Source organism: Mycobacterium colombiense (assembly GCF_003284935.1).
GTDB lineage: Bacteria > Actinomycetota > Actinomycetes > Mycobacteriales > Mycobacteriaceae > Mycobacterium > Mycobacterium arosiense_A.
In genome coordinates this window covers 23,472-43,082 of the sequence record NZ_QMEV01000020.1, presented here as the reverse complement: position 1 = coordinate 43,082, position 19,611 = coordinate 23,472, and the positions used below count along the sequence as shown (strand labels likewise).

At 66.8% G+C, this 19,611-nt stretch carries 24 protein-coding genes; 8 read left to right on the top strand and 16 right to left on the bottom strand.

The window, feature by feature from the left end:
* Positions 1-495 precede the first annotated feature (495 nt).
* The 9 genes from DQP57_RS12050 to DQP57_RS12010 form a co-directional block, all read right to left on the bottom strand.
* Complete coding sequence (locus tag DQP57_RS12050) at positions 496-1,197, bottom strand: hypothetical protein (protein WP_112633200.1); 702 nt, start codon at positions 1,195-1,197, stop codon at positions 496-498.
* 122 nt (positions 1,198-1,319) lie between these two features.
* Positions 1,320-1,694 (bottom strand): hypothetical protein, encoded by a 375-nt coding sequence (locus tag DQP57_RS12045; protein ID WP_112633199.1) that lies wholly within the window; start codon positions 1,692-1,694, stop codon positions 1,320-1,322.
* On the bottom strand, positions 1,694-2,110 hold the full coding sequence (locus DQP57_RS26595; protein ID WP_133259234.1) for a hypothetical protein: 417 nt from the start codon (positions 2,108-2,110) through the stop codon (positions 1,694-1,696). The genes DQP57_RS12045 and DQP57_RS26595 overlap by 1 nt, the downstream gene beginning before the upstream one ends.
* A 336-nt stretch (positions 2,111-2,446) precedes the next feature.
* The gene (locus DQP57_RS12035; protein ID WP_112633197.1) at positions 2,447-2,677 is read right to left on the bottom strand and encodes a hypothetical protein; all 231 of its coding nucleotides are present in this window, start codon (positions 2,675-2,677) and stop codon (positions 2,447-2,449) included.
* Complete coding sequence (locus DQP57_RS12030) at positions 2,674-3,867, bottom strand: phage major capsid protein (RefSeq protein ID WP_112633196.1); 1,194 nt, start codon at positions 3,865-3,867, stop codon at positions 2,674-2,676. Before DQP57_RS12030 ends, DQP57_RS12035 begins: the two co-directional genes overlap by 4 nt.
* A gap of 242 nt (positions 3,868-4,109) precedes the next feature.
* Positions 4,110-4,262 (bottom strand): hypothetical protein, encoded by a 153-nt coding sequence (locus DQP57_RS26855; protein WP_165821805.1) that lies wholly within the window; start codon positions 4,260-4,262, stop codon positions 4,110-4,112.
* 826 nt (positions 4,263-5,088) lie between these two features.
* Positions 5,089-5,730, bottom strand: coding sequence for a hypothetical protein (locus DQP57_RS26590; protein ID WP_133259233.1), 642 nt, complete (start codon positions 5,728-5,730; stop codon positions 5,089-5,091).
* Positions 5,731-6,062: 332 nt separating this feature from the next.
* Entirely contained in the window at positions 6,063-6,275 is a 213-nt protein-coding gene (locus tag DQP57_RS12015) for a helix-turn-helix domain-containing protein (RefSeq protein ID WP_240631744.1), read from the bottom strand.
* 181 nt (positions 6,276-6,456) lie between these two features.
* Complete coding sequence (locus DQP57_RS12010) at positions 6,457-7,641, bottom strand: tyrosine-type recombinase/integrase (RefSeq protein WP_165821804.1); 1,185 nt, start codon at positions 7,639-7,641, stop codon at positions 6,457-6,459.
* Positions 7,642-7,974: 333 nt separating this feature from the next.
* Between DQP57_RS12010 and DQP57_RS12005 the strand changes: the two genes are divergently transcribed.
* From DQP57_RS12005 to DQP57_RS11990, 4 genes are all read left to right on the top strand, one after another.
* The gene (locus tag DQP57_RS12005; protein WP_112633193.1) at positions 7,975-8,211 is read left to right on the top strand and encodes a hypothetical protein; all 237 of its coding nucleotides are present in this window, start codon (positions 7,975-7,977) and stop codon (positions 8,209-8,211) included.
* A gap of 39 nt (positions 8,212-8,250) precedes the next feature.
* Complete coding sequence (locus tag DQP57_RS12000) at positions 8,251-8,697, top strand: hypothetical protein (RefSeq protein ID WP_112633192.1); 447 nt, start codon at positions 8,251-8,253, stop codon at positions 8,695-8,697.
* Between the two features lie 13 nt (positions 8,698-8,710).
* Positions 8,711-9,004: a hypothetical protein gene (locus tag DQP57_RS11995; protein WP_112633191.1), complete on the top strand. Its 294-nt coding sequence runs from the start codon at positions 8,711-8,713 to the stop codon at positions 9,002-9,004.
* A gap of 62 nt (positions 9,005-9,066) precedes the next feature.
* Positions 9,067-9,897 carry an enoyl-CoA hydratase/isomerase family protein gene (locus tag DQP57_RS11990; protein WP_112633190.1) on the top strand — a complete coding sequence of 277 codons (831 nt, stop codon included), beginning with the start codon at positions 9,067-9,069 and terminating at the stop codon, positions 9,895-9,897.
* Here the strand turns inward: DQP57_RS11990 and DQP57_RS11985 are convergent.
* The 3 genes from DQP57_RS11985 to DQP57_RS11975 form a co-directional block, all read right to left on the bottom strand.
* Complete coding sequence (locus tag DQP57_RS11985) at positions 9,892-10,707, bottom strand: MBL fold metallo-hydrolase (protein WP_240631743.1); 816 nt, start codon at positions 10,705-10,707, stop codon at positions 9,892-9,894. The two genes, DQP57_RS11990 and DQP57_RS11985, sit on opposite strands and share 6 nt — an antisense overlap.
* Positions 10,685-12,244 carry a long-chain-fatty-acid--CoA ligase gene (locus DQP57_RS11980; RefSeq protein WP_112633188.1) on the bottom strand — a complete coding sequence of 520 codons (1,560 nt, stop codon included), beginning with the start codon at positions 12,242-12,244 and terminating at the stop codon, positions 10,685-10,687. The genes DQP57_RS11985 and DQP57_RS11980 overlap by 23 nt, the downstream gene beginning before the upstream one ends.
* A 91-nt stretch (positions 12,245-12,335) precedes the next feature.
* Entirely contained in the window at positions 12,336-12,929 is a 594-nt protein-coding gene (locus DQP57_RS11975; protein ID WP_240631742.1) for a hypothetical protein, read from the bottom strand.
* A 201-nt stretch (positions 12,930-13,130) separates the two neighbouring features.
* On the opposite strand from DQP57_RS11975, the gene DQP57_RS11970 reads away from it, so the two are divergent.
* The 3 genes from DQP57_RS11970 (at position 13,131) to DQP57_RS11960 (ending at position 15,733) form a co-directional block, all read left to right on the top strand.
* The gene (locus DQP57_RS11970; protein ID WP_112633187.1) at positions 13,131-13,922 is read left to right on the top strand and encodes an SDR family NAD(P)-dependent oxidoreductase; all 792 of its coding nucleotides are present in this window, start codon (positions 13,131-13,133) and stop codon (positions 13,920-13,922) included.
* An 18-nt stretch (positions 13,923-13,940) separates the two neighbouring features.
* Positions 13,941-14,882 carry a catalase family peroxidase gene (locus DQP57_RS11965; protein ID WP_112633186.1) on the top strand — a complete coding sequence of 314 codons (942 nt, stop codon included), beginning with the start codon at positions 13,941-13,943 and terminating at the stop codon, positions 14,880-14,882.
* Positions 14,883-14,962: 80 nt separating this feature from the next.
* The gene (locus DQP57_RS11960; protein WP_430918938.1) at positions 14,963-15,733 is read left to right on the top strand and encodes a sulfite exporter TauE/SafE family protein; all 771 of its coding nucleotides are present in this window, start codon (positions 14,963-14,965) and stop codon (positions 15,731-15,733) included.
* Between the two features lie 43 nt (positions 15,734-15,776).
* On the opposite strand, the gene DQP57_RS11955 is transcribed toward DQP57_RS11960, so the two are convergent.
* Positions 15,777-16,862 carry a glutamate--cysteine ligase gene (locus tag DQP57_RS11955; protein WP_112633184.1) on the bottom strand — a complete coding sequence of 362 codons (1,086 nt, stop codon included), beginning with the start codon at positions 16,860-16,862 and terminating at the stop codon, positions 15,777-15,779.
* 22 nt (positions 16,863-16,884) lie between these two features.
* Complete coding sequence (locus DQP57_RS11950) at positions 16,885-17,322, bottom strand: anti-sigma factor antagonist (RefSeq protein WP_112633183.1); 438 nt, start codon at positions 17,320-17,322, stop codon at positions 16,885-16,887.
* A gap of 155 nt (positions 17,323-17,477) precedes the next feature.
* Here DQP57_RS11950 and DQP57_RS11945 point away from each other — a divergent pair, with 155 nt between their 5' ends.
* A complete protein-coding gene (locus DQP57_RS11945; protein WP_112633182.1) occupies positions 17,478-18,095 on the top strand; it encodes a TetR/AcrR family transcriptional regulator in 618 nt (205 codons plus the stop codon).
* Here the strand turns inward: DQP57_RS11945 and DQP57_RS11940 are convergent, their stop codons facing one another.
* Positions 18,096-18,761 (bottom strand): DedA family protein, encoded by a 666-nt coding sequence (locus DQP57_RS11940; protein WP_112633181.1) that lies wholly within the window; start codon positions 18,759-18,761, stop codon positions 18,096-18,098. It abuts the gene before it with no gap.
* Positions 18,758-19,606 (bottom strand): SGNH/GDSL hydrolase family protein, encoded by an 849-nt coding sequence (locus DQP57_RS11935; protein ID WP_112633180.1) that lies wholly within the window; start codon positions 19,604-19,606, stop codon positions 18,758-18,760. Before DQP57_RS11935 ends, DQP57_RS11940 begins: the two co-directional genes overlap by 4 nt.
* Between the last annotated feature and the right edge of the window lie 5 nt (positions 19,607-19,611).

Genomic DNA, 19,611 nt, shown 5'->3' with positions numbered 1-19,611 from the left:
GGCCAGCTCGCGGTGCCGGCGAAGCTCGGCGTATAGGGGATTGGGTCGGGGCTGTCCGGTTGAGCCGGTGACGACAGGCTCGGATCGCGCTAAAACGGTCCTTAAAACGTCTATTTCGTCCAGTACAAAGCAGAATTCGTGCAAAATCGCCAACTCTGTCGGATTCGGCTCGCATGATTCGATTACACTGTGCCACAAGGCTTTTGAGCGTTTACGTAACCCTCGTGGCGGCGATGGTCGCGATGGTGTTGTTTCCATAAAAACCTACTCTGAGCTGCGCGTTTGCAGTTTGGGTTTGTTGTCCCAAAAAAAATGTACTTCCTCGCGCGGAGGGGGAAATCCGCGACAGGTGTCACCACCGCATGCGGCCACGCGAACTTTCGAGGGGCCCCCGGGGGTGGATGTCATACTGACGATTCTACGATCAAATATGTTGCTAAGCAACGCATTTGAGTCATCAAACCCATCCCCGGCCAGCGTCGGTCGTATTTGAAGTTACGCGGCCAGTGGGACGATAAGACTGGCCCAGTCGGGGCTGGCAGCCGGTGCGACAGCAGTGAACGGGACCGACGCCGCAGCCGGCGCGTCACCGAGCAGCATGGCGTAGCCTGATGACGAGCGCCACCGTTGATTCTGGTTGTAGCTCGTGAAAGGTGTTGACGCACTGGTGTTTTGCGCGAGTCCATGGACTAACGTCTTACCGTTGCTAGGGGACACGCCCCCGGTATGGGATACCGCGGTCGTGGCGCCGTAGTTGGTCAGGCCAGCGCCGATGCTTGAAACATTGCTGTAAGTAATCGAGTTGATGGTCATGGCCCAGCCTGATCCACCGGGGATCGAGAAGGCTCCGGTCACGGTCCCAGCGGGCGGATTCAGCATCGCCCACACGTAGTAATAGGTGTAGTAGCCGCCGCCTCCGCCCCATGTGGTGTTGCCATAGGCGCCGAGGCCGGTAATTGATGGAACGCTGGTGCCTCCGAAGCTGACGGTTGCGTTGCCGGACCCTGTGTTGCTGTACCACATTCCGAATATCAGCACCGCTTTGGCGTGGGTGCCGACGTTGTGTGTCCAGCTACCGGCGTTGCTGCCGCTGTAGAGGCCGGCGCCGGTCGAATCGAACTGCGGGACCGGCGTCACCAACGGCCGCAACTGCCACATCAGCTGGTTATTGGGGAATCCGCGGCCTAGCCTGGACATTTCAATCCTTCTCCAATGATCTCTCGGGAATCGTGCGTAGTCTGCTAATCACAGATTTGGTGAGCACATTCCACGTATTACGGCCTCGGTGGATGGTGGTAGGTCATTGCGGGTTTCCTCTGTCAATGTGGCACGGCTTCGACTTCCGGAATGCCTAGCTGTCTCCACGCCGCGAGTACGGATGGGTTGTCATCGATGGCTGCACAAATGTCGAAGCGCTCGCTGAGCAGTCGGTAAATCTCTTGCTTGACGATCGCGAAGGGCCGAGCGTCGCCGTTGCGGCGATGGAACGGACCCACGAACGGCACCGGCAGATTCATCGCCAGCCAACGCGTTGTCTGCCGGTACAGCCGTGCCTCGCGGGCGGTAACCACCACAATCGTTCGACCGGCGCCGTACTGGCGACGCGCGAACTCGATACCCTGCGCGATCCTGCGCCCGCGTGCGTCGACCAACGTGTCGTCAACATCAATGATGGCGGCCGGGATGCGAGCCATCACGACTGACTCTCGCGGCGCCAACGCCGTTCGACGCTCTGCAAGTATTCCAGCGTCGGGGTGGCCTCGTAGACGGGTACGCCGTAGTGCTTGAGGCCGGCGGCCGCGCGGCCCACGATGGCGCGCACCCGATACTCAGCGCAGCGGCAGCTGCCCTGATGGCGACTGAGGACGGCAGGATTCCACCGTTCCGGGAAGTACCATTCATCAGGCAGCACGGGACCGTGGACTTCGCCCAACGTGAGCGCGAAGGACGAATGCCGCAAATCGATCCACCGGTTATTACGGGGTGCCATAGTGAGCAAACTGTGCGGCGTATCGCAATAGTGAATGCCACACACGCATCCCGGCTGCGGCGGGTCATTATGCCCGTAGACGCACGAGGCGCGCAGGATGCCATCGGCGGCGAGAGTCACAGGCGGAAGGGGGGTTCCGGGGTTGTCGTTACGCCACCGCGGCCCAGTGACGAACGGTGCGCAGAGCTTTAGACCGCCCTTGCCGTGGCCGATGACCCACAGTCGCCAACCGAGTTGCATACGTTGTCCTGTCGAGTGAGCGGCCGCCGCGCGGCTCGCCGCATCGCGGCGCCGCGTTTAAGCGGCTGCACGCGAAGTGCACTCGGCGAGCCGGGGCCGGGGAAGGTTAACCGACCCCATACGCGGCGGCTGTGATCCGGCGTGCGCTACGGCGCCGGACGTTTGTCCGTGGCCTGGGGTGCTGCCTGGCATTCAGCACCCCAGGCCACGAAGTTTTTACTTGCTAGGCGTCGTTACTGCGCCGTGCAGAATCGCCGGCTCAACGAGCAGCTCGCCGGCTGCCACCGTGTATCGCAGAGCGTGAATGCGGACCAGCTCCATCACGGCGGACTTGCTCAGGCTCATGCGCCGTGCCGCCTCGTCAAGATCGACAAACGCGGGCTCGTCGTTGAACCCGCGCTCGTCGTCAAACTTGACCCAGCTGTGCCGTGGTTCGCGCTGCATCATGCCGAAAGAGCAATTACCGCAAAGGCGCTCGGCCGCAGCAAGCCCATACCGATGCGCATCTCCGACCGCAATCGGGTTGTGTTGGTCGCGAATCCAGAGAAGGGATCGAGCATTGTCAGGATTCCGCCCCGCGTGAACAGACGAACCTTTGTCCAATCCGCCAGCAATGCTTTCCCAGCAGGAACGCGCGGGCTCACGAGCCGCGGGACGTCGCCGAAAATGTTGGCGCTGTTCGCCGGTCCGTTCTGGTATCCACCGCCGAGGACGAACAAGTCGGGGGTGCCACCTTCGCGCAGCAGGTCGAGCGCGGCAGCGTCCGTGGGGTTGAGCACCCACCCCGTCGGCTGAACACCGGAAGTCTCAAACGTCGACAGCGCGCCACGCAGGGTGGTCGGCACGTCGGTGTCGAAAGCGACTGCGGTGGTACCGGAGGCGTGCAGGATGCCCTCGAAATTCTCCCCGCTGCCGTCGCCATTGAGGACCTGCTCCTCAAGCGCATCCAACAATCCCTGGTAAAGCTCGGTAATCAGGAATTGCCGCAGCTCGTCGTAGTCGAGCCACAACCTGTTCGGAACATCCTCGGACAGGTGCGCCAGCACCCGCAGGCGGTCCTCGACCGGCGTCACCGTGAACGTGCTCGTCGGTTTGGTGGCGAAGTCAGCGGTCATCGCAGCGTTATTGGTGCGCGTGGTCTGCTGCCAGAATTCGAATGCGTTGCTTGGTGATTCAGCGCGATCCACCAACAGATCGATGACCCGCTTCGGGCGTTCCATCGGGACGACCTGCGGCAACACCATGCTGGGCAAATCGATGGAGCTAGCGGTGATGGCGCGGGTCTCGCCGTCGAACGAGTTGGCGGCCCAGATCGCATCAGCCGCCCGCGAGGCCCAATCGCCAGCGCCAGCGCGGTCGCCGATTCGGGTACCCGCGTCGGCGCCAGGGCGGTTGCAGTTCGTCGCGCGAGCCATTGCCCCGGCGACCGCCCGGGCTTGAGGGTTGTCTTGGCCGGCGCGCACGGCCTCCTCGATCTCGTCGTTGAGGGTCTCGATCCGCTCCGTGAGGCGTCGAAACGCCTCGCTCTCTTTCGGGTTGGCGTGGGAGTCGCCTCGTGCCTCGACGCTGCTGGTGATCGCTGCCCGCGCGGCCGCGAGCTTGGCACGAGTTTCGCGCAGTTCGGTAATGTCTCTCATTTGAAAAAACTGATTCCTTGCTTGTTTGTGTGGTCGGAAATTTTTCGCCCGGTGCCTGGGCGTGCCGCTCGCGGTGCCAGCGAGTCGAGCAAGTGGTGATGGCTGAATGGGCCATCGCCGCTGTCCGCTGTGCCAGCGGAGCGGATGGGGCTGTGGGGCGTCTTCGGTGCCGGAAGGCCGCCGGTGGCCAAATCCCACGCCAGGGGGTGACTGAGAGGGCCCGCCTGGCGTGGGAAGTCTGGTTATCGCTCCATTTCGTCAGCGATGTTCAAGCACAGCGCGGCCAGCTGGCGAACCTGGGTCGGCCCAAAAGCCAGCCGCATCGTGTCGTGACCGGCGGCGATATTGAGCAGGCCGACGATGCCTTCGGCGCTATCCACTACGGCGCCGCTCACGCAGTCGGGAAAGGTTACGCGCAATGGAAGTTCACAAGTTTTCATTTTCAAGTCTGTCTTTTCTAGGAGATGTCGCGATAGGGAATCTCCCACCTTTAGTAGAAAGGCGAGGAAGTAATCTACCTGCGGTGATATGCGCCCGGCCAGCGTTCAACGTCCGACCAGTGCGAGACTTTTAACAACCCGCTCGATTACGCCGGGTTCGTTCCGGCCGCGCGGAGCGCGGCAACCGGGCTCGGTAAGCAAACGGGAATCAACCCGCTCCCGCGGCGTCGTCAATAGTTGGGGCGGCCTGTTGGTCGCCAAGTTGCTGGACTGGGACGCCTAGATAGAGTCATAGAGTGTCGTCATATCCGTGCTGGTCAGCCCGTGTGCGGGGTGGCACTGAGTGCAACATTGGGTATCACTGAAAGACACCCCAGGCGGCACAAACCAGGTCATTGTGGCTGCTCAGCGTGTCGTGCTCGCGATCGCGGGGTGGCACTGGTTGCCACCCCGCCGTGGACGGGGCAAGGGTCGAGCGACCCCCCTCCGTCGCCGCCCACAACCGCGTGCGGGGGAACCACGAGACACCGCGCGGTCGAATCCAGACTGATCCAGCCTTTATCCTTCGCTTTACCGATGGCGCGATATACCTCGGCCTTCGGCTTGGCGAGCGTCTTAACCAGCTCTCCCGGTGTGAAAATGGCGTGCCCGTTCATTTTGTGATTGCCATAGGCCAGCGCAGCGACGCGCTGCCACAATGGCAGCTCGGTATCTTTCGCCCGCTCCCGCCAGACATTCTGCCGGTGAATTCCCGAGGGAGCGTCCCGGCTCATTAGACGAGTCACGGCCTCGCCGCGAATCCATGGCACCCCGGCGCATAGTCATCGGCACCCCATGCCGTGCCCTGCGGCATCTCGCGCAGCAGGGCATCCAGCTCGCGCAGACGGTCGGGTACCAGGTCGGGACGCGGCATATCGGCATCGCCTATCGTCTCTATCTGAAAGCCATGGCCGAGGCTGACCATCCCGGCTATTTCGTCATTATCGCCGCGCGGTCGCTCCGGGCTTCCGGAAGCACGTGAATATCCGTTTGCGAATTTCTCGGGCAAGTCGGGATTGCAATGCCGGCAAATCCGGTTCCCGCAACCCCAGTAGGCCACCCGCGGTGGCAGCCAATCGGACTGGACTTCGTGCGCAGGCTCTATCAGCGGATGGCCATTTCGGCAACACGCTTGCACTTTCGGATATGCGATTTCTGGAAAGTACCGCCTATATAGTCGATCGACATTAAAGGTTTCTTTCCTGGGCGCATCCGAGAGCGTAACACGGCGACCCACTGGCGTTATTCGCCGAGCCATAATGGTTCTTTTGCTGCCATTCTTTGCGCCGACTATGCGCTGATGACTCCATACCTCGATATTGCTTGCGATGGAGTACGGCCAATCAGCTATGGGCCGCAGAATAATGTTGTCATTCGTCGTCATCGAAGCTCTCGAATAACGGGCGCACGGCGCGCCATTGCGCGTCAGTCAACACGTACTCATCTGGTTCGGTTGGTTCGGTCATTGAGTACCCCCAGCGCCGGCACGTCGCACCCGTGCGGACTTCAGCGCCAGGCGAGCCATGTGCTCTTTACGCGCGCTCTCCGCGCGCTGGGCGCGCTCGGACGGCGCTAACTTGCCCTCGGGGTCTACTTGACGCTCAAAACGTTCCGCCGCGGCTCTGCGAGCCGGAGCTGTGCGTGCGGCGCGGTCCGTCGTGTTCTTCCATGAGGCATGGCCGGCGATCTTGGCGCGGAGCTTGCGCTCTGCCGGGGTCACAGCATGCCCCCAATCGGGCGCTGCACCGCAAGCAGGCTGTCGCGGTCAATTCGTATGGCGCGCTTGCCGAGTCGGTATCCGCTGATCCGCCCCTCGGCGAGCCATCGGCGTATAGTCTTGTGCGACAGACCGAAAACGGCCGCCGCCTGTGCGATACTGATGCGGACGGGAAGCGACTCCAAGTCCGTCATCGTGTCTGATGTGGTCATGTATCGACTATCGCACCCCCTCCAACGATCCCCGCGGTTCTGTCGGTGCCAATTCTGTTGGCGGCGTGGGCCGTTCGTAGGCCTCGGCACATACGCGACGGCTGCGACCTGCGGCTAAGCGGGCAGCTTGTGGCGGCCCAGTGGCGCAAAACACAGTGCGCAAGGTTGGCCAGCGTGATCGTTATGTGGTGGTGGAGGCAGATGTACCGCTCGATGTTGAACCGGCTAGCGTCGATAACGCCTCGGCAATCTCGGCGTCCCGGCCGCTCACAATGCCCTGATAGATGAGAGAGGCCTTGACCGTGGAATGCCCGAGTCGGCCCATGGTTTCGACAAGATTCCCGACGCGGGCCGTCTGAGTGCCCGCAAAGTGCCGAAGGTCATGGATCGCCGGGCGCGGTTTCTTCTTTCCGTCGCGCCCGATCGCGGTGAGCGCCGTCTTGAAGTAGCGGCGAAAAGTCTTGTCGGATAAGTGGCAACTACGGTCGGGCGGGAAGGCAAGTGCGTCAGGGCCTTTGGCGACGTAGGTTGCCAGGTGGTGTTTGATGGCCGGCCGAATGTGCGGGGGAGTGACGACCGTACGTCCCTTCTTCGATTTCGGGGTGTCCACGATGCACTTACCGTCCCGGTGGATGACACCGCGCTCAACTGTGATGAGGGAGCGATCGGCGCTGAAGTCTTTACGTCGCAGTTCGGTTACCTCGCCCCAACGCAGGCCGCACCACGCGCTGATTAGGACTAGGGCTTTGAACCGTTCGTCAATCATGTCGGCCAGCTGCGCGACCTCCGGAACGTCGAGGATCACGGCCTGTTTCTTGCTTGCGCTGCTCCCGGCGCCGGTGATCTGTGCGGGGTTCGACGCGAGGTATCCGTCGCTGACCGCGGTCGCTAGAACGGCATGGACAAGCCCGTAAGCGTGAGACCTATAGGTGGGCTTGTCGACAAGCGTGGTCGCGTGCCACTGGCGCACGGCCTGGACCGTGATGTTGCTCAGCGGGAGCTTGCCGAGCTGCGCCGGCTTGATGTGTTCTTCAAACAGCTTGGTGTAATGGCTCTTGGTGCGCGGCTTGAGCGGCTGCCCGCTGACCGTCCGTTGCTCGATCCATGTCGGCGTGTACTCGGCGAGGGTCAAGCCGTGGGCCATCTTCTCGGCCTCGCGCTGTGCCGGTGGGGTCCAGACGTTGAGGTCGATCAGCCGCCGCTCCGCGGCCAGCCACGCCTCGCCGTCCATCTTGGCCCCGAAGGTGCCAGGCGCCTTGTGCCGGGCGGCGTCGGGGCCGATGTAGCTGGCATGCCAGCGCTTGGGTGGACGCCGGCCGCTCTGGCGCAGCCAGCCCCACCCGCGGTGCCCCTTCTTCCCGGCCACTAGATGATGCCCTTCAGTGATGTTATCCGTGTGTTATCCATCGGTCCGCTTCGGGGCTCTTGCGTCCACTACGGTCCAAGGCGTACGCTCAGTATATCAGCTGGTGACAGGCATATTATGACTGGTACAGGCTGTGCGGAGCAACTACAGAAGCGGCTAATTCGATCCCAGCCGGGACCACAAATCAACGCAGGTCACCTCCACTTGACCGCGATCATCCCACCTTTGAGACATCCCGCGCCGTCGGCTTCTCGCCCTGCGGCCCGATGGTCCCTGCCGTACCCTCAATTGCACGTCGCGGCGGAAATTCGAACGCCAGGCGCGGAGGGAACCATGTTGACTCTCGTCTCCCGCATCCTTCTTCCGGCGCTGGTCACCGGGCTCATCGCGGCGCTGATTGCCGTCGGCGACGCCTCGCCCGTCACCCCAGTCGCGTGCAACAAGATCACCGCCAAGTGGTCATCGGTATGGATCTTCATGCCGGACTGCCCACCGTCGGCCGCTCCGTCACCCGCCCCGTCCCCGCCGACCCAGGCGCCGAGCCCCACGGCGCCGGAACCGCCCGGATAGGCATGCGCGCTATTGCCTGATCGCGCCCGCTGCGCCACCATGAACTGCGTGAGTAAGGTAACCCTAACTACCGAGCTGCCGATCCCGGTCGAGACGGCGTCGGCCCTGGCGCGCAAGCCCGAGCTGATGCGGCATGTGCTGAGCCCGGTGCTGCGGGTCTACCGGCTCGATGTCCCGGAGCGCATCGAGGTGGGCACCCAGGGATCGGCGCGGTTCTGGTGGTTCGGCGTGATCCCGGCCTGGACGCATCACCTCACCATCAAGCGACTCGAGCCCACCGAGATCTACACCAACGAGCACGGCGGCCCCGTCCGCACCTGGAATCACCGCCTGACATTCGAACCCATCGACGAGCACAGCTGTCGCTACACCGACGAGATCGAAACCGACGACGGCCTGCACGGGCTGCTGACCCGCGCCTTCGTCCGGGTGATGTTTCGCCACCGCCACCGACGCTGGCGCAAGCTCGCGCGAATCCTGCACTGAAGGACGGTGAATCATGGTCGGAAACCTCGAGGGCGTCGGCATGCTGAAACTCGAATGCCCACAACGCCATCCGGTCGGCAGAATCCTCAAAGACGCCCCACATCAATCCGTGCAGTTCGACCCGGGGGCTCAGGTCGGCCCCCGCCGGTTCTGGCCGGACGAAGACGAACAACCAAACTTCAAGGCGCTCTGCAGGTTCTGCGACAAGCCGGTGGGCGACGCCACGTCGACCCTGCAGACCAAACTCGCCTCGGTGATCGCCGACGCATCCGCGACGGCGGAGACCGTGACGCTGCCCTACGTATAGGCGCCCGGGTCGCCAAAATACTGTAAGAGCTACAGTAGCGACGCCGACCCGAGAGGAGTCCCGTGGCGCAGACACCGCAGAGCACCCCCCGCCCACCCGACGGCGACTGGCTGGGCACGCCGTACCTGCGCTTCGAGCGCCAGGGACCGATCGCCGTGTGCACCATCGACCGGCCCGACGCGCGCAACGCCCTGAGCCCGGCGATGTACTTCGGAATCCGTTATGCCGTCGGACGTCTCAACGAGGACCCGGATCTGGCCGGGCTGGTGCTCACCGGAACCGGCGACGTCTTCGCCCCCGGCGGCGACATGGGCGGCGGGGGAGGCGAGGACAACTGGATCACCTTCGGTTCGGCCCTGGGCATGGACGTGACGCCGTTCGACGCCGTGCGCACCTCGGCCAAGCCCATCGTCTCCGCGGTCAACGGGCTGTGCCAGGGCGGCGGCTTCCAGATCGCGCTGTGCAGCGACCTGTCGGTGGTCAGCGACCGGGCGACCTTCCGGGTGCCCGAGCTGTTCCGCGGCTACGCCGACACCTACTACAGCCAGATGCTCACCCGCGTCATCGGCCCGGTGCGCACCCGCGACCTGATGTTCACCGGGCGGGTGCTCACCGCGGTGGAAGCCCTCGACTGGGGCCTGGTCACCAGGGTGGTGCCGCACGAGGGCCTGCTGGACGCGGCGAAAGACCTTCTGGCGCAATGCTGTCGAACCGCGCCGCGCGCCCGCGGCGTCATCAAGTCCAGCATCGACAGCTACCTGGGCCTCTATGACCGCATCGGTATGACCGCCAGCCTGTCCGACGCCGAGGCCATCGAAGGCTTCCGCTCGTTCAAGGAGCGCCGCTCGCCCGACTGGGTGCATCCGGACCTGCGCGTCGAGGGACGCCTATAGGTCGACCCACTCGCCGTGCGGGGCGACCCTCAGCACGTCGCTGATGCCGGCCTGGTCGAACGCCGCGACGAATTCGTCGACGCCCTCGCTGAAATGGGCCCAGCCGTCCACGTGGGCCGGGATCACCGCCCTGGCGCCGAGCAACTCGGCCGCCGCGGCCGCGCGCGCCGCGGTCAGCGTCAGCGGCCGGCCACGCTCCTTGGTGGGCACACTCGCCGCCCCGGCGAACAGCACGGCGATGTCCACTTGGCCGACACGGTCGGCGACGTCTTTGACCGCGGCCATCGAGGCGTTGTCGCCGCTGAGGTACACCGTCGGCAGCCCCGGGCCGGACAGCACGAAACCCGTCACCTCGCAGTTGACGTGACCGCGGTCGTCGCGCTGCCCATCGGCCGGACCGTGCACCGCCGGAACCGCTTGCACGGTAAGCGATCCCGATCCGCCCTGCAGTTCGTAAGACTGCCAGGGCGCCAGCCCGACCGCCGGCGGACCCAATCGGCCCGCCGCGCCGGGGTGGGTGAGCAGCAGCGGTGCGGCCAGCGCCATGCGGCGGCCCTCGTCGTCGAAGTTGTCGGGGTGCTGGTCGTGGCTCACCAGCACCGCATCCACCGGCCCCAGGGCCTCGGCGCCGACCGCGGGACCGGTGAGCTTGGTCAGGTAGGCGTGCACGCCCGGGGGATCGAACGTCGGGTCCATGACGATCCTGCGACCCGCGATGTCGACGACGGTGGTGGGCCGCCCAGCACGCTGATCGCGCAGTCGCGGCGCGCCGCGTCTACCGCAGTGCTCATATGCCCCGCGCCCGGTCACGCCAAAAGGGTTCCCGCAGCTGAGTTTTCAGGATCTTTCCGCTCGCGTTGCGGGGGAGTTCGGGCACGACGTCGACGGTGCGCGGACATTTGAAGCCGGCCAGATGCGCTCGGCAGAATTCGATGATGCCGGCGGGATCGACCTCGCCGTCGGCCACCACGATCGCCTTGACCGCTTCGCCCCAGAAGTCGTCGGGCACCCCGATCACCGCGGCGTCCTGCACCGCGGGATGCTCGATGAGCACGCTTTCCACCTCCGGGCCGTACACGTTCTCGCCGCCGGTGATGATCATGTCCTTGATCCGGTCCTCGATGTAGACGTAACCGTCGGCGTCCAGGCGGCCGATGTCGCCGGTGCGCACCCAATCGTCGGCGGTGATGGTCTCGGCGGTCGCGTCCGGCCGGTTGAGGTAGCCCGTCATGTTCTGGTTGCTGCGCACCCACACCTCACCGGACTCGCCGGCCGCCAACGGGTTACCGGTCTCGGGGTCGACGATGCGAATCTCGCAGCCCAGCACCGCCTTTCCGGCCGCCAGTTGCAGCTCGGGCCGCGCCGAATCGCGGTGATCGTCGTCGGACAGCGCGGTGACCGCACCACACAATTCGGTCTGCCCGTACACCTGCACGAATTTCGTGTCGGGCCAGGTCGACAGCGCGCGATGCAGCAGCGGCAGCGGCATCGGCGCGGCGCCGTACACGATGTAGCGCAGGCCGGCGATGGCCGCGGCCGCCGCCTCACCCGCATCCAGGAACCGGGCGATCACCGGCGGGACGAAGAACGCGTGTGTGGCACCGGCGCGCACCGCGCCGATCAGCGTTGCCGCGTCGGGCTCACGGGTCATGAATGTCGGTGCACCCGAACGGATTCCGAACAGCGCATAGCCGATGCCGCCGACGTGGAACAGCGGCATGGCCACCAGGTTGGCGTCGCCCTCGTCGAAGGGGAACGCCGGGGCCAGGTTGCACGCGTGATTGACCAGGGCGCGCTGGCTGAGCAGCACGCCCTTGGGGCGCCCGGTGGTGCCGGAGCTGTAGATCACCAACGCGGTCTCGTTCTCCTCGACGCTCGCGTCGGGCTGCGTCGGCGCCGCCGCGGCGACCAACGATTCGTACTCGTCGCCGACCTCGATGATGCGTTCCACAACAGGAACCCGCGCGGCGGCGGCCTCGGCCGACGCCCGCAGCTCGGCGCCGACGAGCAGCACCCGGGCGCCGCTGTCGGCCAGGACATGGACGAGTTCGTCGCCGATCACCCGCCAGTTCACGACGGTGGTGACGACGCCGATCGAGGCGCCGGCGATGAGCACCTCGAGACAGGCGGGGTGGTTCTTGTCCAGGAACGCCACGCACTGGCCCCGCTCGAGCCCGGCGGCGCGCAGCGCCCCGGCCGCGCGACGGATCCGCGAGCTCCATTCGGCCCACGACCACTGGCGTTCGCCGTAGCGGATGGCGATCGCGTCCGGCCGCTGCTGCGCGTGTCGTTCGACGATGCCGGCGAGCGTCTCCGCCGTGCTGGTCGCCGTGTCGGCTGGTGGCATGAACCCCTCCGCGTTCGATTCGTACCAGTTTGTACTACGCGGTCGGTTGCGCGCGCGACGCCGACCCTCGCCCGCGCGGGTCGCTAGCGCCTCATTGCAGGGAGGCGATCATCATTCCGCCCTCGCCGGCGGCCTGGCTGGTCGCGCTGCTGTCCTGCCGGAAGTCGACGAACGCCGATCGGCCGGTCGAGGGGTTCAGCAGCTCGGTGAAGGTGCCGATCACCGGAATGGTGCCCTGCGGGTGCACGACGGTCGCGGTGTAGTCGATGGAGGCCTCCTGCTGGAAGGTGGGGCCGGGCAGCGCCCGGGTCTCCGGCGCGGTCAGGCGGTTCACGTCGGTCAGGATGGCCGAGGCGCCGCCGGTGAATTGGTCGACGTCGGCCTGCAGCAGCCCGGCGGCGTCTGCGCCGGCCGCGGGTTTGACCGTGATCCGCAGCTGCGCGCTGGTGTCGGCGTTGTTCAGCGCCACCCAGTTCGGGCCGCGGTGTCCGACGGTCCAGCCCGGCGCGGGGGTGACCGAGACGCCCTGCGCGATGGCGACGGCGTCGTCGGACATCAGTGCCACCGCGGCGGTCGGCTCGGCCCGGTTGGCGGTGGCGGCCAGCACGACGACGGCGGCTGCGCCGATCGCCCCGACTCGCCATCCGGTCCGACGAAACAGGGCCTGCGGCTGCGGTGTTGACATCGTTGCTCCTAACGCCGTCGGGCGCTGCGGAATTCGCCCGTGGGCTTATCGTGCCCCGGTCGTGACGGCCATGTCCAAGACGGGTTTGCTATGGCTCGATACAGCCGGCCTATCGAACCGGTGCATGCGTTGCTAAAGCCAACGGCGCGAACGTGTGTCACCATGACTGGGCCGACCCGCCCGACCCGTGAAGGATGCGACATGGTGAACCCCGAGCGCGCCCGTTCCCGCACCTTCGTCGTCACCGGCGCCGCGTCCGGCATCGGGTTGGCCACCGCGCGGCGGTTGTTGGCCGAGGGCGGCACGGTGATCGGCGCCGACCTGGCCGCCCCGCCCGACGACCTGGGCGCGAGCTTCACCTTCGTGCCCGCCGACGTGACCGACGAAGCCGCGATCGCCGCGGTGCTGGCCGCCGTGCCGGGCCGCCTGGACGGCCTCTTCCACGCCGCCGGCGTCGCCGGGGGAGGCCCGGTGCACCTGCTCGACCGCGCCGAATGGGACCGGGTGATCGGGATCAACCTCACCGGCACCTTCCTGGTGGCCAAGGCGGCCCTGGCCAAGATGATCGACCAACCCCGCGCCGACGGCGAACGCGGCTCCATCGTGACGGTCGCCAGCGTCGAAGGCCTGGAGGGCACCGCCGGGGGCAGCTCGTACAACGCGGCCAAGGGCGGCGTCGTGCTGCTCACCAAGAACATCGCACTCGACTACGGGCCGAGCGGCATCCGGGCCAACGTCATCTGCCCCGGCTTCATCGAAACACCCATGGCGCACAGCGTGTTCAGCATCCCGGGGATGGAGGGGCCGCTGGCCTCCATCACCAAGGAGCACGCCCTGCAGCGCCTGGGACAGCCCGACGAGATCGCCGCCATGGCCGCCTTCCTGCTGTCGCCCGACGCCTCGTTCGTCAGCGGCCAGGCGCTTGCCGTCGACGGCGGCTACACCGCCGGTCGCGATCACGGTGTCGTCGAACTCTTCGGCTTTCCCGACTGATCCAACTAAGATTCGTCCATGAGCGGTGCACTTACTCCTGACCAGGCGATCGAGGCCATCCGGGGCGCCGGCGGAGCCCAGCCCGGTTGTCGCGCGCTGCACGCCAAGGGCACCCTGTACCGCGGCACGTTCACCGCGACCCCTGACGCGCTCATGCTCTCGCGCGCACGGCATCTCGACGGTTCGACGGTCCCGGCGCTGATCCGCTTCTCCAACGGGTCGGGCAACCCCCAGCAGCGCGACGGCGCGCCCGGGGTGCGCGGGATGGCGGTCAAGTTCACCCTGCCCGACGGCTCCACCACCGACGTCTCGACGCAGACCGCCCGGCTGTTCGTCTCCAGCACGCCCGACGGATTCATCGATCTGCTCAAGGCGATGCGGCCCGGCCTCACCACGCCGCTGCGCATGGCCACACACCTGCTCACCCATCCGCGGCTGCTGGGCGCCTTGCCCCTGTTGCGTGAGGCCAACCGGGTGCCGGCCAGCTACGCCACCACCGAATACCACGGCCTGCACGCCTTCCGCTGGATCGCCGCGGACGGCAGCGCGAGATTCGTTCGCTACCACCTGGTTCCGACCGTGTCCGAGGAGTACCTGTCGGGGGCGGACGCCCACGGCAAGGATCCGGACTTCCTCACCGACGAGCTGCAGGCGCGGCTGGACGACGGGCCGGTGCGGTTCGATTTCCGGGTGCAGATCGCCGGGCCCACCGACTCGACCGTCGACCCGTCGGCGGCCTGGCAGAGCACCCAGATCGTCACCGTCGGCACCCTGTCGATCACCGGCCTGGACACCGAGCGCGAGCACGGCGGTGACATCGTGGTGTTCGACCCGATGCGGGTGACCGACGGCATCGAACCCTCCGACGATCCGGTGCTGCACTTTCGGTCCCTGGCGTATTCGGCCTCGGTCAAGCTGCGTACCGGCGTCGAACGCGGCGCCGAAGCCCCGCCCGCCTGACCGGCATCGCCCGGCCCCACGGTCACCTCGCACCGAAATCGTCGGCACGCTAGGGTTTTTCTTCGGTGTCGCTATTTCAGATGTTCCTCATATGCCTGGCCGGGCTGGGTGCCGGTGCGATCAACGCCTTGGTCGGGTCCGGCACCCTGATCACCTTCCCGACGCTGGTCGCGCTCGGCTACCCGCCGGTGACGGCCACCATGTCCAACGCGACGGGTCTGGTCGCCGGCAGCGTCTCGGGCACCTGGGGCTATCGCGCCGAGCTGCGAGGTCAGTGGGACCGGCTGCGGTGGCAGCTCCCGGCCTCGCTGACCGGTGCGGCGCTGGGTGCGTACCTGCTGCTGCATCTGCCCGAGAAGGTGTTCGCCGACATCGTGCCGGTGCTGCTGGTGCTGGCGCTGGTGCTGGTGGTCATCGGGCCGCGGATCCAGGCGTGGACGGCCCGGCGGGCCGAGCAGGCGGGTCGATCGCCCGAACACGTCAGCCCCCGGCGGATGGCGACGCTGGTGTTCGGCACGTTCGCCGTCGGCGTCTACGGCGGCTATTTCACCGCCGCACAAGGGATCCTGCTGGTCGGCCTGATGGGCGCCCTGTTGCCGGAGTCGGTGCAGCGCACCAACGCGGCCAAGAACCTGCTGGCATTGATGGTGAATGTGGTTGCCGCCCTTGCCTATACGGCGGTCGCGTTCGATCGGATCAGCTGGCCGGCCGCCGGGCTGATCGCGGCGGGCTCACTGGTCGGGGGGCTGCTCGGCGCGCGGTACGGGCGGCGGCTGTCGGGCAACGCGCTGCGGGCGGTCATCGTGGCCGTGGGACTGATCGGACTCTACCGCCTGCTCGCGGTCACCTGACGAGAAGCCAGGCGCGACAGCGCGTTTGACCGTCCCGGCCGTCTCAACTCAGGGTCGCCGCGGCGGCCTCGGCGAGGACATCGGACACTTCACCGCGCTTGTGCCACGCCCGCAGCTGACGCATCGCGCCGTTGCCGTCGGTGACGACGCGGGCGAGTTCGTCGCGCACGCGGTCGTATTCGCCCAGTGACTCCAGCGCGGGGCGCACCCGTCGCACCAGCGCCCCCAGCTGCTCGGCCGCCGGCACCGCGCCGCGGCCGTGGATCAAATCGAGTGTGTGGCCGGACAATCCGTCGTGCGCGGCCTTCCAGTACGCCGCGCGCAGCGCACCCGGCGGCAGCCGCCGAGCGTCGTCGGGTGAGTCGAGCGCCGTCATCACCGCCGCCGTGATCAGGGTGGCGAGCAGCACGGTCTCGGCGACGGTGGCCGGCACATCGGCCACCCGGACCTCCACCGTGGGGAAATCCGCCGACGGGCGCACGTCCCAATAGATCATGTCCTTGTCCAGGATGACCCCGTTGTCGACCAGCATGCGCACGGTGTCGTCGTACTCCTCGGGCGAGGCGAAATAGGGCGGTGCCCCCGCGGCGGGCCAGCGCCGCCACAGCACGCTGCGCCAGCTCGCGTACCCGCTGTCGGCGCTGCGGTACACCCGCGAATTTGCCGACAGCGCAAGCAAAGTCGGCAGCCACGGCCGCAGCCAATTGCTGATGTGGATGGCCGCGCCGCGATCGGGCACCTGCACGTGCACGTGGCATCCGCAGATTCCCTGCTCGTGGGCGATCATGCCGAACTGTTCGCCGATCCGCTGGTAGCGCGGGGTGTCGGTCACCGGGAACTCGTGCGGCGTGGAAGGCGGCAGCCCGCAGGCGAGCAGCGCAACCCCGGCGGCCTCGGCGGCCTGCGCAGCGGTGCGCCGCAGCCGGGTCAGTTCCTCGCCGAGCTCGGCGCTGGTCGCGGCCACGGTCGATGTGGTTTCCACCTGGCAACTGCTGAGTTCGAGCTGCAGCTCGACGCCGCGCCGCTTCGCCTCGGCGGCCACGGCGGCGTTGCGCGGGGCGGGCTCGCCGGTTCGCGGGTCGATGAGGAGGAATTCCTCCTCGGCACCAACGGTGGGATGGTCGGCCATTGAGCCGCTGACGGCCCGGCCCCTAGCAGCGGTCGGCCGCGGACAGCGCGGAGTCGACGGTGGGGTAGATGGGCAGCACGGCGCCGAGCCCGCACGCGTCGACGATGCGGGCGACGAGCGGCTCGCAGCTGACCAGGCGCAGGTCGATGCCGCGCGCCTGGCAGCTTTTCGCCTCATCGGCGAGCACCGCGAAGGCGCAGCAGCCCATGAAGTCGAGCCCGGTGACGTCGACCACGAAGGGGCCGGGCGCGGTGACGCCGCTGGCCGCCTCGCGCACCAGGTGGCGCCAGGTGTCCTCGTTCCAGGCGTCGACCTCGCCCCCGGCGTAGATGACCACCGACGGGCCGCTGCGGTCCGCGGTCGCCCGCAGGGTGCTGTTGGGGTCGCCGAGTTCGTACACCAGCTTGGTGCTCAGCGTCAGATGAGTGGTCGGCATCGCCTCGACAATGACGGAATTCATGATGGACCCCCTAATCGACAGGCGTGGGAAACGCCCCGATGGATGCCCGTCCTAATGTCTGAAGACAGACTGTTCGTGGATGCGAATCTCTTTTCTATAACGAGACAGGGCGGTCTGTCTACCGGCAAGGGCCTAAGAGTACGGTAAGGCCTGGTATGACAACTCCCGATGTCGGAACTCCCGCCGTGTCGCCTCGCGAACGCGTTCTGACCGCGGCCTATGACCTGTTCAGCCGGCGTGGCATCCGCGCGGTGGGTACCGATGAGGTGATCGGGCGGGCCGGTGTCGCCAGGGCGACGCTGTACCGGCATTTCGCGACCAAGAATGACCTGGTGCTGGCGGTGCTGCAGCGTCGCGAGGAGCTCTGGACGCACGGTTTGATCGAGGAGCAGTCGCGGCTGCGCGGCAACACCCCCGAGGAACAGTTGCTGGCGATTTTCGACGTCATGCACGACTGGTTCCAGCTACGCGACCGATACGAGGGCTGCTCGTTCATCAACGTGCTGCTCGAGCTGGGGCCCGAGCATCCGATCGGACAGGCGTGCATCGCCCACATCGACCACGTCCGCGACATCGTGCGGCGCCGCGCCGAGGCGGCGGGTTTGGCCGACGTCGAGGACTTCGCCTCGTCATGGCACATCCTGATGAAGGGCGCCATCATTCTGGCCGCCGTCGGCGACCTCGACGCCGCGCTGCGGGCCCGCAGGATGGCCCGCACGTTGATCGACCAACACCGGCCGCCGCTGGTGGCCGACACCGGCGAGGCCGTCTAGTCAGACGCTGTCCGGCGCGGTGCTGCCGGCCTTGCGGTAGTGCTCGGCCTCCAGTTCGGCGATCATCCGGGATGTGCGTTCCCGCAACAGGATTGCGGCGGTCAGCCCGGCCACGACGGCGATCACCAGCCCGATCCAGGAGAACCGTTCCAGCCAGCGTTCGGCGGCGATTCCGGCGAAGTACACCAGTGCGGTCGTGCCGCCCGCCCAGCAGATCGCGCCCGAGACGTTGGCCGCCAGGAATCGGGGGTAGTGCATCTTCAGCGCCCCCGCCAGCGGCCCGGCCAAGATTCGCAGCAGGGCGATGAAGCGGCCCAGGAAGACGGCCCGAACACCCCAGCGGTTGAACAGCTTTTCGGCGAGCGCGATGTGCCCGGGACCGAAGTGTTTCGGGAACCGCCGCCCGAGCCGGTCGAACAGCGGCATGCCGAACCGGCGCCCGATCGCGTAGCCGATCGAATCGCCGATCACCGCGCCGATCACCGCGGCGACGCCGACCCCCAGCGGATTGACGGCCAGGTCGTGGTGCGAGGACATCAGCGCCGCGGTGACCAGCACGATCTCACCCGGTAGCGGAATGCCCAGGCTCTCGATCCCCACCACACCGCCGACCACCAAGTAGACCGCGAGCGGCGGAATCGAGTGCAGCAGGGGCTCGAGATTCATGGGTCAAGAATGCCTGACCGACCGCGGATCCGCGGCCTGAGGTGCGCGGTGGAACTCGCTGGGGACGCCCAGCCCGCCAGCCGCGGACGCTTGGGTTCGCGCCCGTCGTACGACGACAGGCCGCGCAGCCGCCGCCAGATCCACGGAAAGAAACTCTCCTGCGTCCAGCGCAGCTGCTCGTACGTGCCGGCCGCGAAGGAACGCCGGGCGGGATCGCGGCGGCCGAGCGCCCAATCATGGTTGCTGTCAGGCAAATTCAGGGCTTCGGCGGCCGCATCGGCGAACAGGATGTGCCCCTTGGTCGAGGCGTGCACCCGGTCGATGGCCCAGGTGTCCAGCTCACGCATCGACGGCGCGTTGTACAGGTCGACGAGCGCGAACCCGTAGCGGTGGGCGGCCGCGGTGATCGCCGCGTTGATGCGGGCAAGCCGCCCCGCCACCAGCCGCCCCAGCGGCAGGAACTGCGCGACGTTCGGGAAGGTCGTCGTCACCACCGTCGCCCCCGATCCGGCCAGCGCGGCGTAGACCCGTTGCAGGTCGGTCAGGGCGGGACCGAACGATCGCCCGGGCTGGATGACGTCGTTCATCCCGGCGCACACGGTGATCAGGTCGGGCCGCATCGCCAGTGCCTGCGGAAGCTGCTCGGTGAGCACGTGGTTGATCCGCTTACCGCGGATCGCCAGGTTGGCGTATTGCAGGCCGGGATACAGCGAATCGACCCGCACGGCGAGGCGGTCGGCGAATCCGAGCAGGCCGACGGTGTCGTCGCCGTCCCACAGGCCCTCGGTCTGGCTGTCACCGATGGCGACGTAACGGCGGTATCCAGCACGAATAGCCCCGCTCACGCAGC

Excerpts from the sequence above, each read along its gene's own strand:
- DQP57_RS11965 (WP_112633186.1), top strand. The coding sequence starts at position 13,941 with ATGAGCGGTGCACTTACTCCTGACCAGGCGATCGAGGCCATCCGGGGC.
- DQP57_RS12050 (WP_112633200.1), bottom strand. The coding sequence starts at position 1,197 with ATGTCCAGGCTAGGCCGCGGATTCCCCAATAACCAGCTGATGTGGCAG.
- DQP57_RS11945 (WP_112633182.1), top strand. The coding sequence starts at position 17,478 with ATGACAACTCCCGATGTCGGAACTCCCGCCGTGTCGCCTCGCGAACGC.
- DQP57_RS12005 (WP_112633193.1), top strand. The coding sequence starts at position 7,975 with ATGTTGACTCTCGTCTCCCGCATCCTTCTTCCGGCGCTGGTCACCGGG.
- DQP57_RS11980 (WP_112633188.1), bottom strand. The coding sequence starts at position 12,244 with ATGCCACCAGCCGACACGGCGACCAGCACGGCGGAGACGCTCGCCGGC.
- DQP57_RS11975 (WP_240631742.1), bottom strand. The coding sequence starts at position 12,929 with ATGTCAACACCGCAGCCGCAGGCCCTGTTTCGTCGGACCGGATGGCGA.
- DQP57_RS26590 (WP_133259233.1), bottom strand. The coding sequence starts at position 5,730 with ATGACGACGAATGACAACATTATTCTGCGGCCCATAGCTGATTGGCCG.
- DQP57_RS11955 (WP_112633184.1), bottom strand. The coding sequence starts at position 16,862 with ATGGCCGACCATCCCACCGTTGGTGCCGAGGAGGAATTCCTCCTCATC.
- DQP57_RS11995 (WP_112633191.1), top strand. The coding sequence starts at position 8,711 with ATGGTCGGAAACCTCGAGGGCGTCGGCATGCTGAAACTCGAATGCCCA.
- DQP57_RS12000 (WP_112633192.1), top strand. The coding sequence starts at position 8,251 with ATGAACTGCGTGAGTAAGGTAACCCTAACTACCGAGCTGCCGATCCCG.
- DQP57_RS12015 (WP_240631744.1), bottom strand. The coding sequence starts at position 6,275 with ATGACCACATCAGACACGATGACGGACTTGGAGTCGCTTCCCGTCCGC.
- DQP57_RS11940 (WP_112633181.1), bottom strand. The coding sequence starts at position 18,761 with ATGAATCTCGAGCCCCTGCTGCACTCGATTCCGCCGCTCGCGGTCTAC.
- DQP57_RS12030 (WP_112633196.1), bottom strand. The coding sequence starts at position 3,867 with ATGAGAGACATTACCGAACTGCGCGAAACTCGTGCCAAGCTCGCGGCC.
- DQP57_RS11960 (WP_430918938.1), top strand. The coding sequence starts at position 14,963 with ATGTTCCTCATATGCCTGGCCGGGCTGGGTGCCGGTGCGATCAACGCC.
- DQP57_RS11950 (WP_112633183.1), bottom strand. The coding sequence starts at position 17,322 with ATGAATTCCGTCATTGTCGAGGCGATGCCGACCACTCATCTGACGCTG.
- DQP57_RS12045 (WP_112633199.1), bottom strand. The coding sequence starts at position 1,694 with ATGGCTCGCATCCCGGCCGCCATCATTGATGTTGACGACACGTTGGTC.
- DQP57_RS12035 (WP_112633197.1), bottom strand. The coding sequence starts at position 2,677 with ATGATGCAGCGCGAACCACGGCACAGCTGGGTCAAGTTTGACGACGAG.
- DQP57_RS11970 (WP_112633187.1), top strand. The coding sequence starts at position 13,131 with ATGGTGAACCCCGAGCGCGCCCGTTCCCGCACCTTCGTCGTCACCGGC.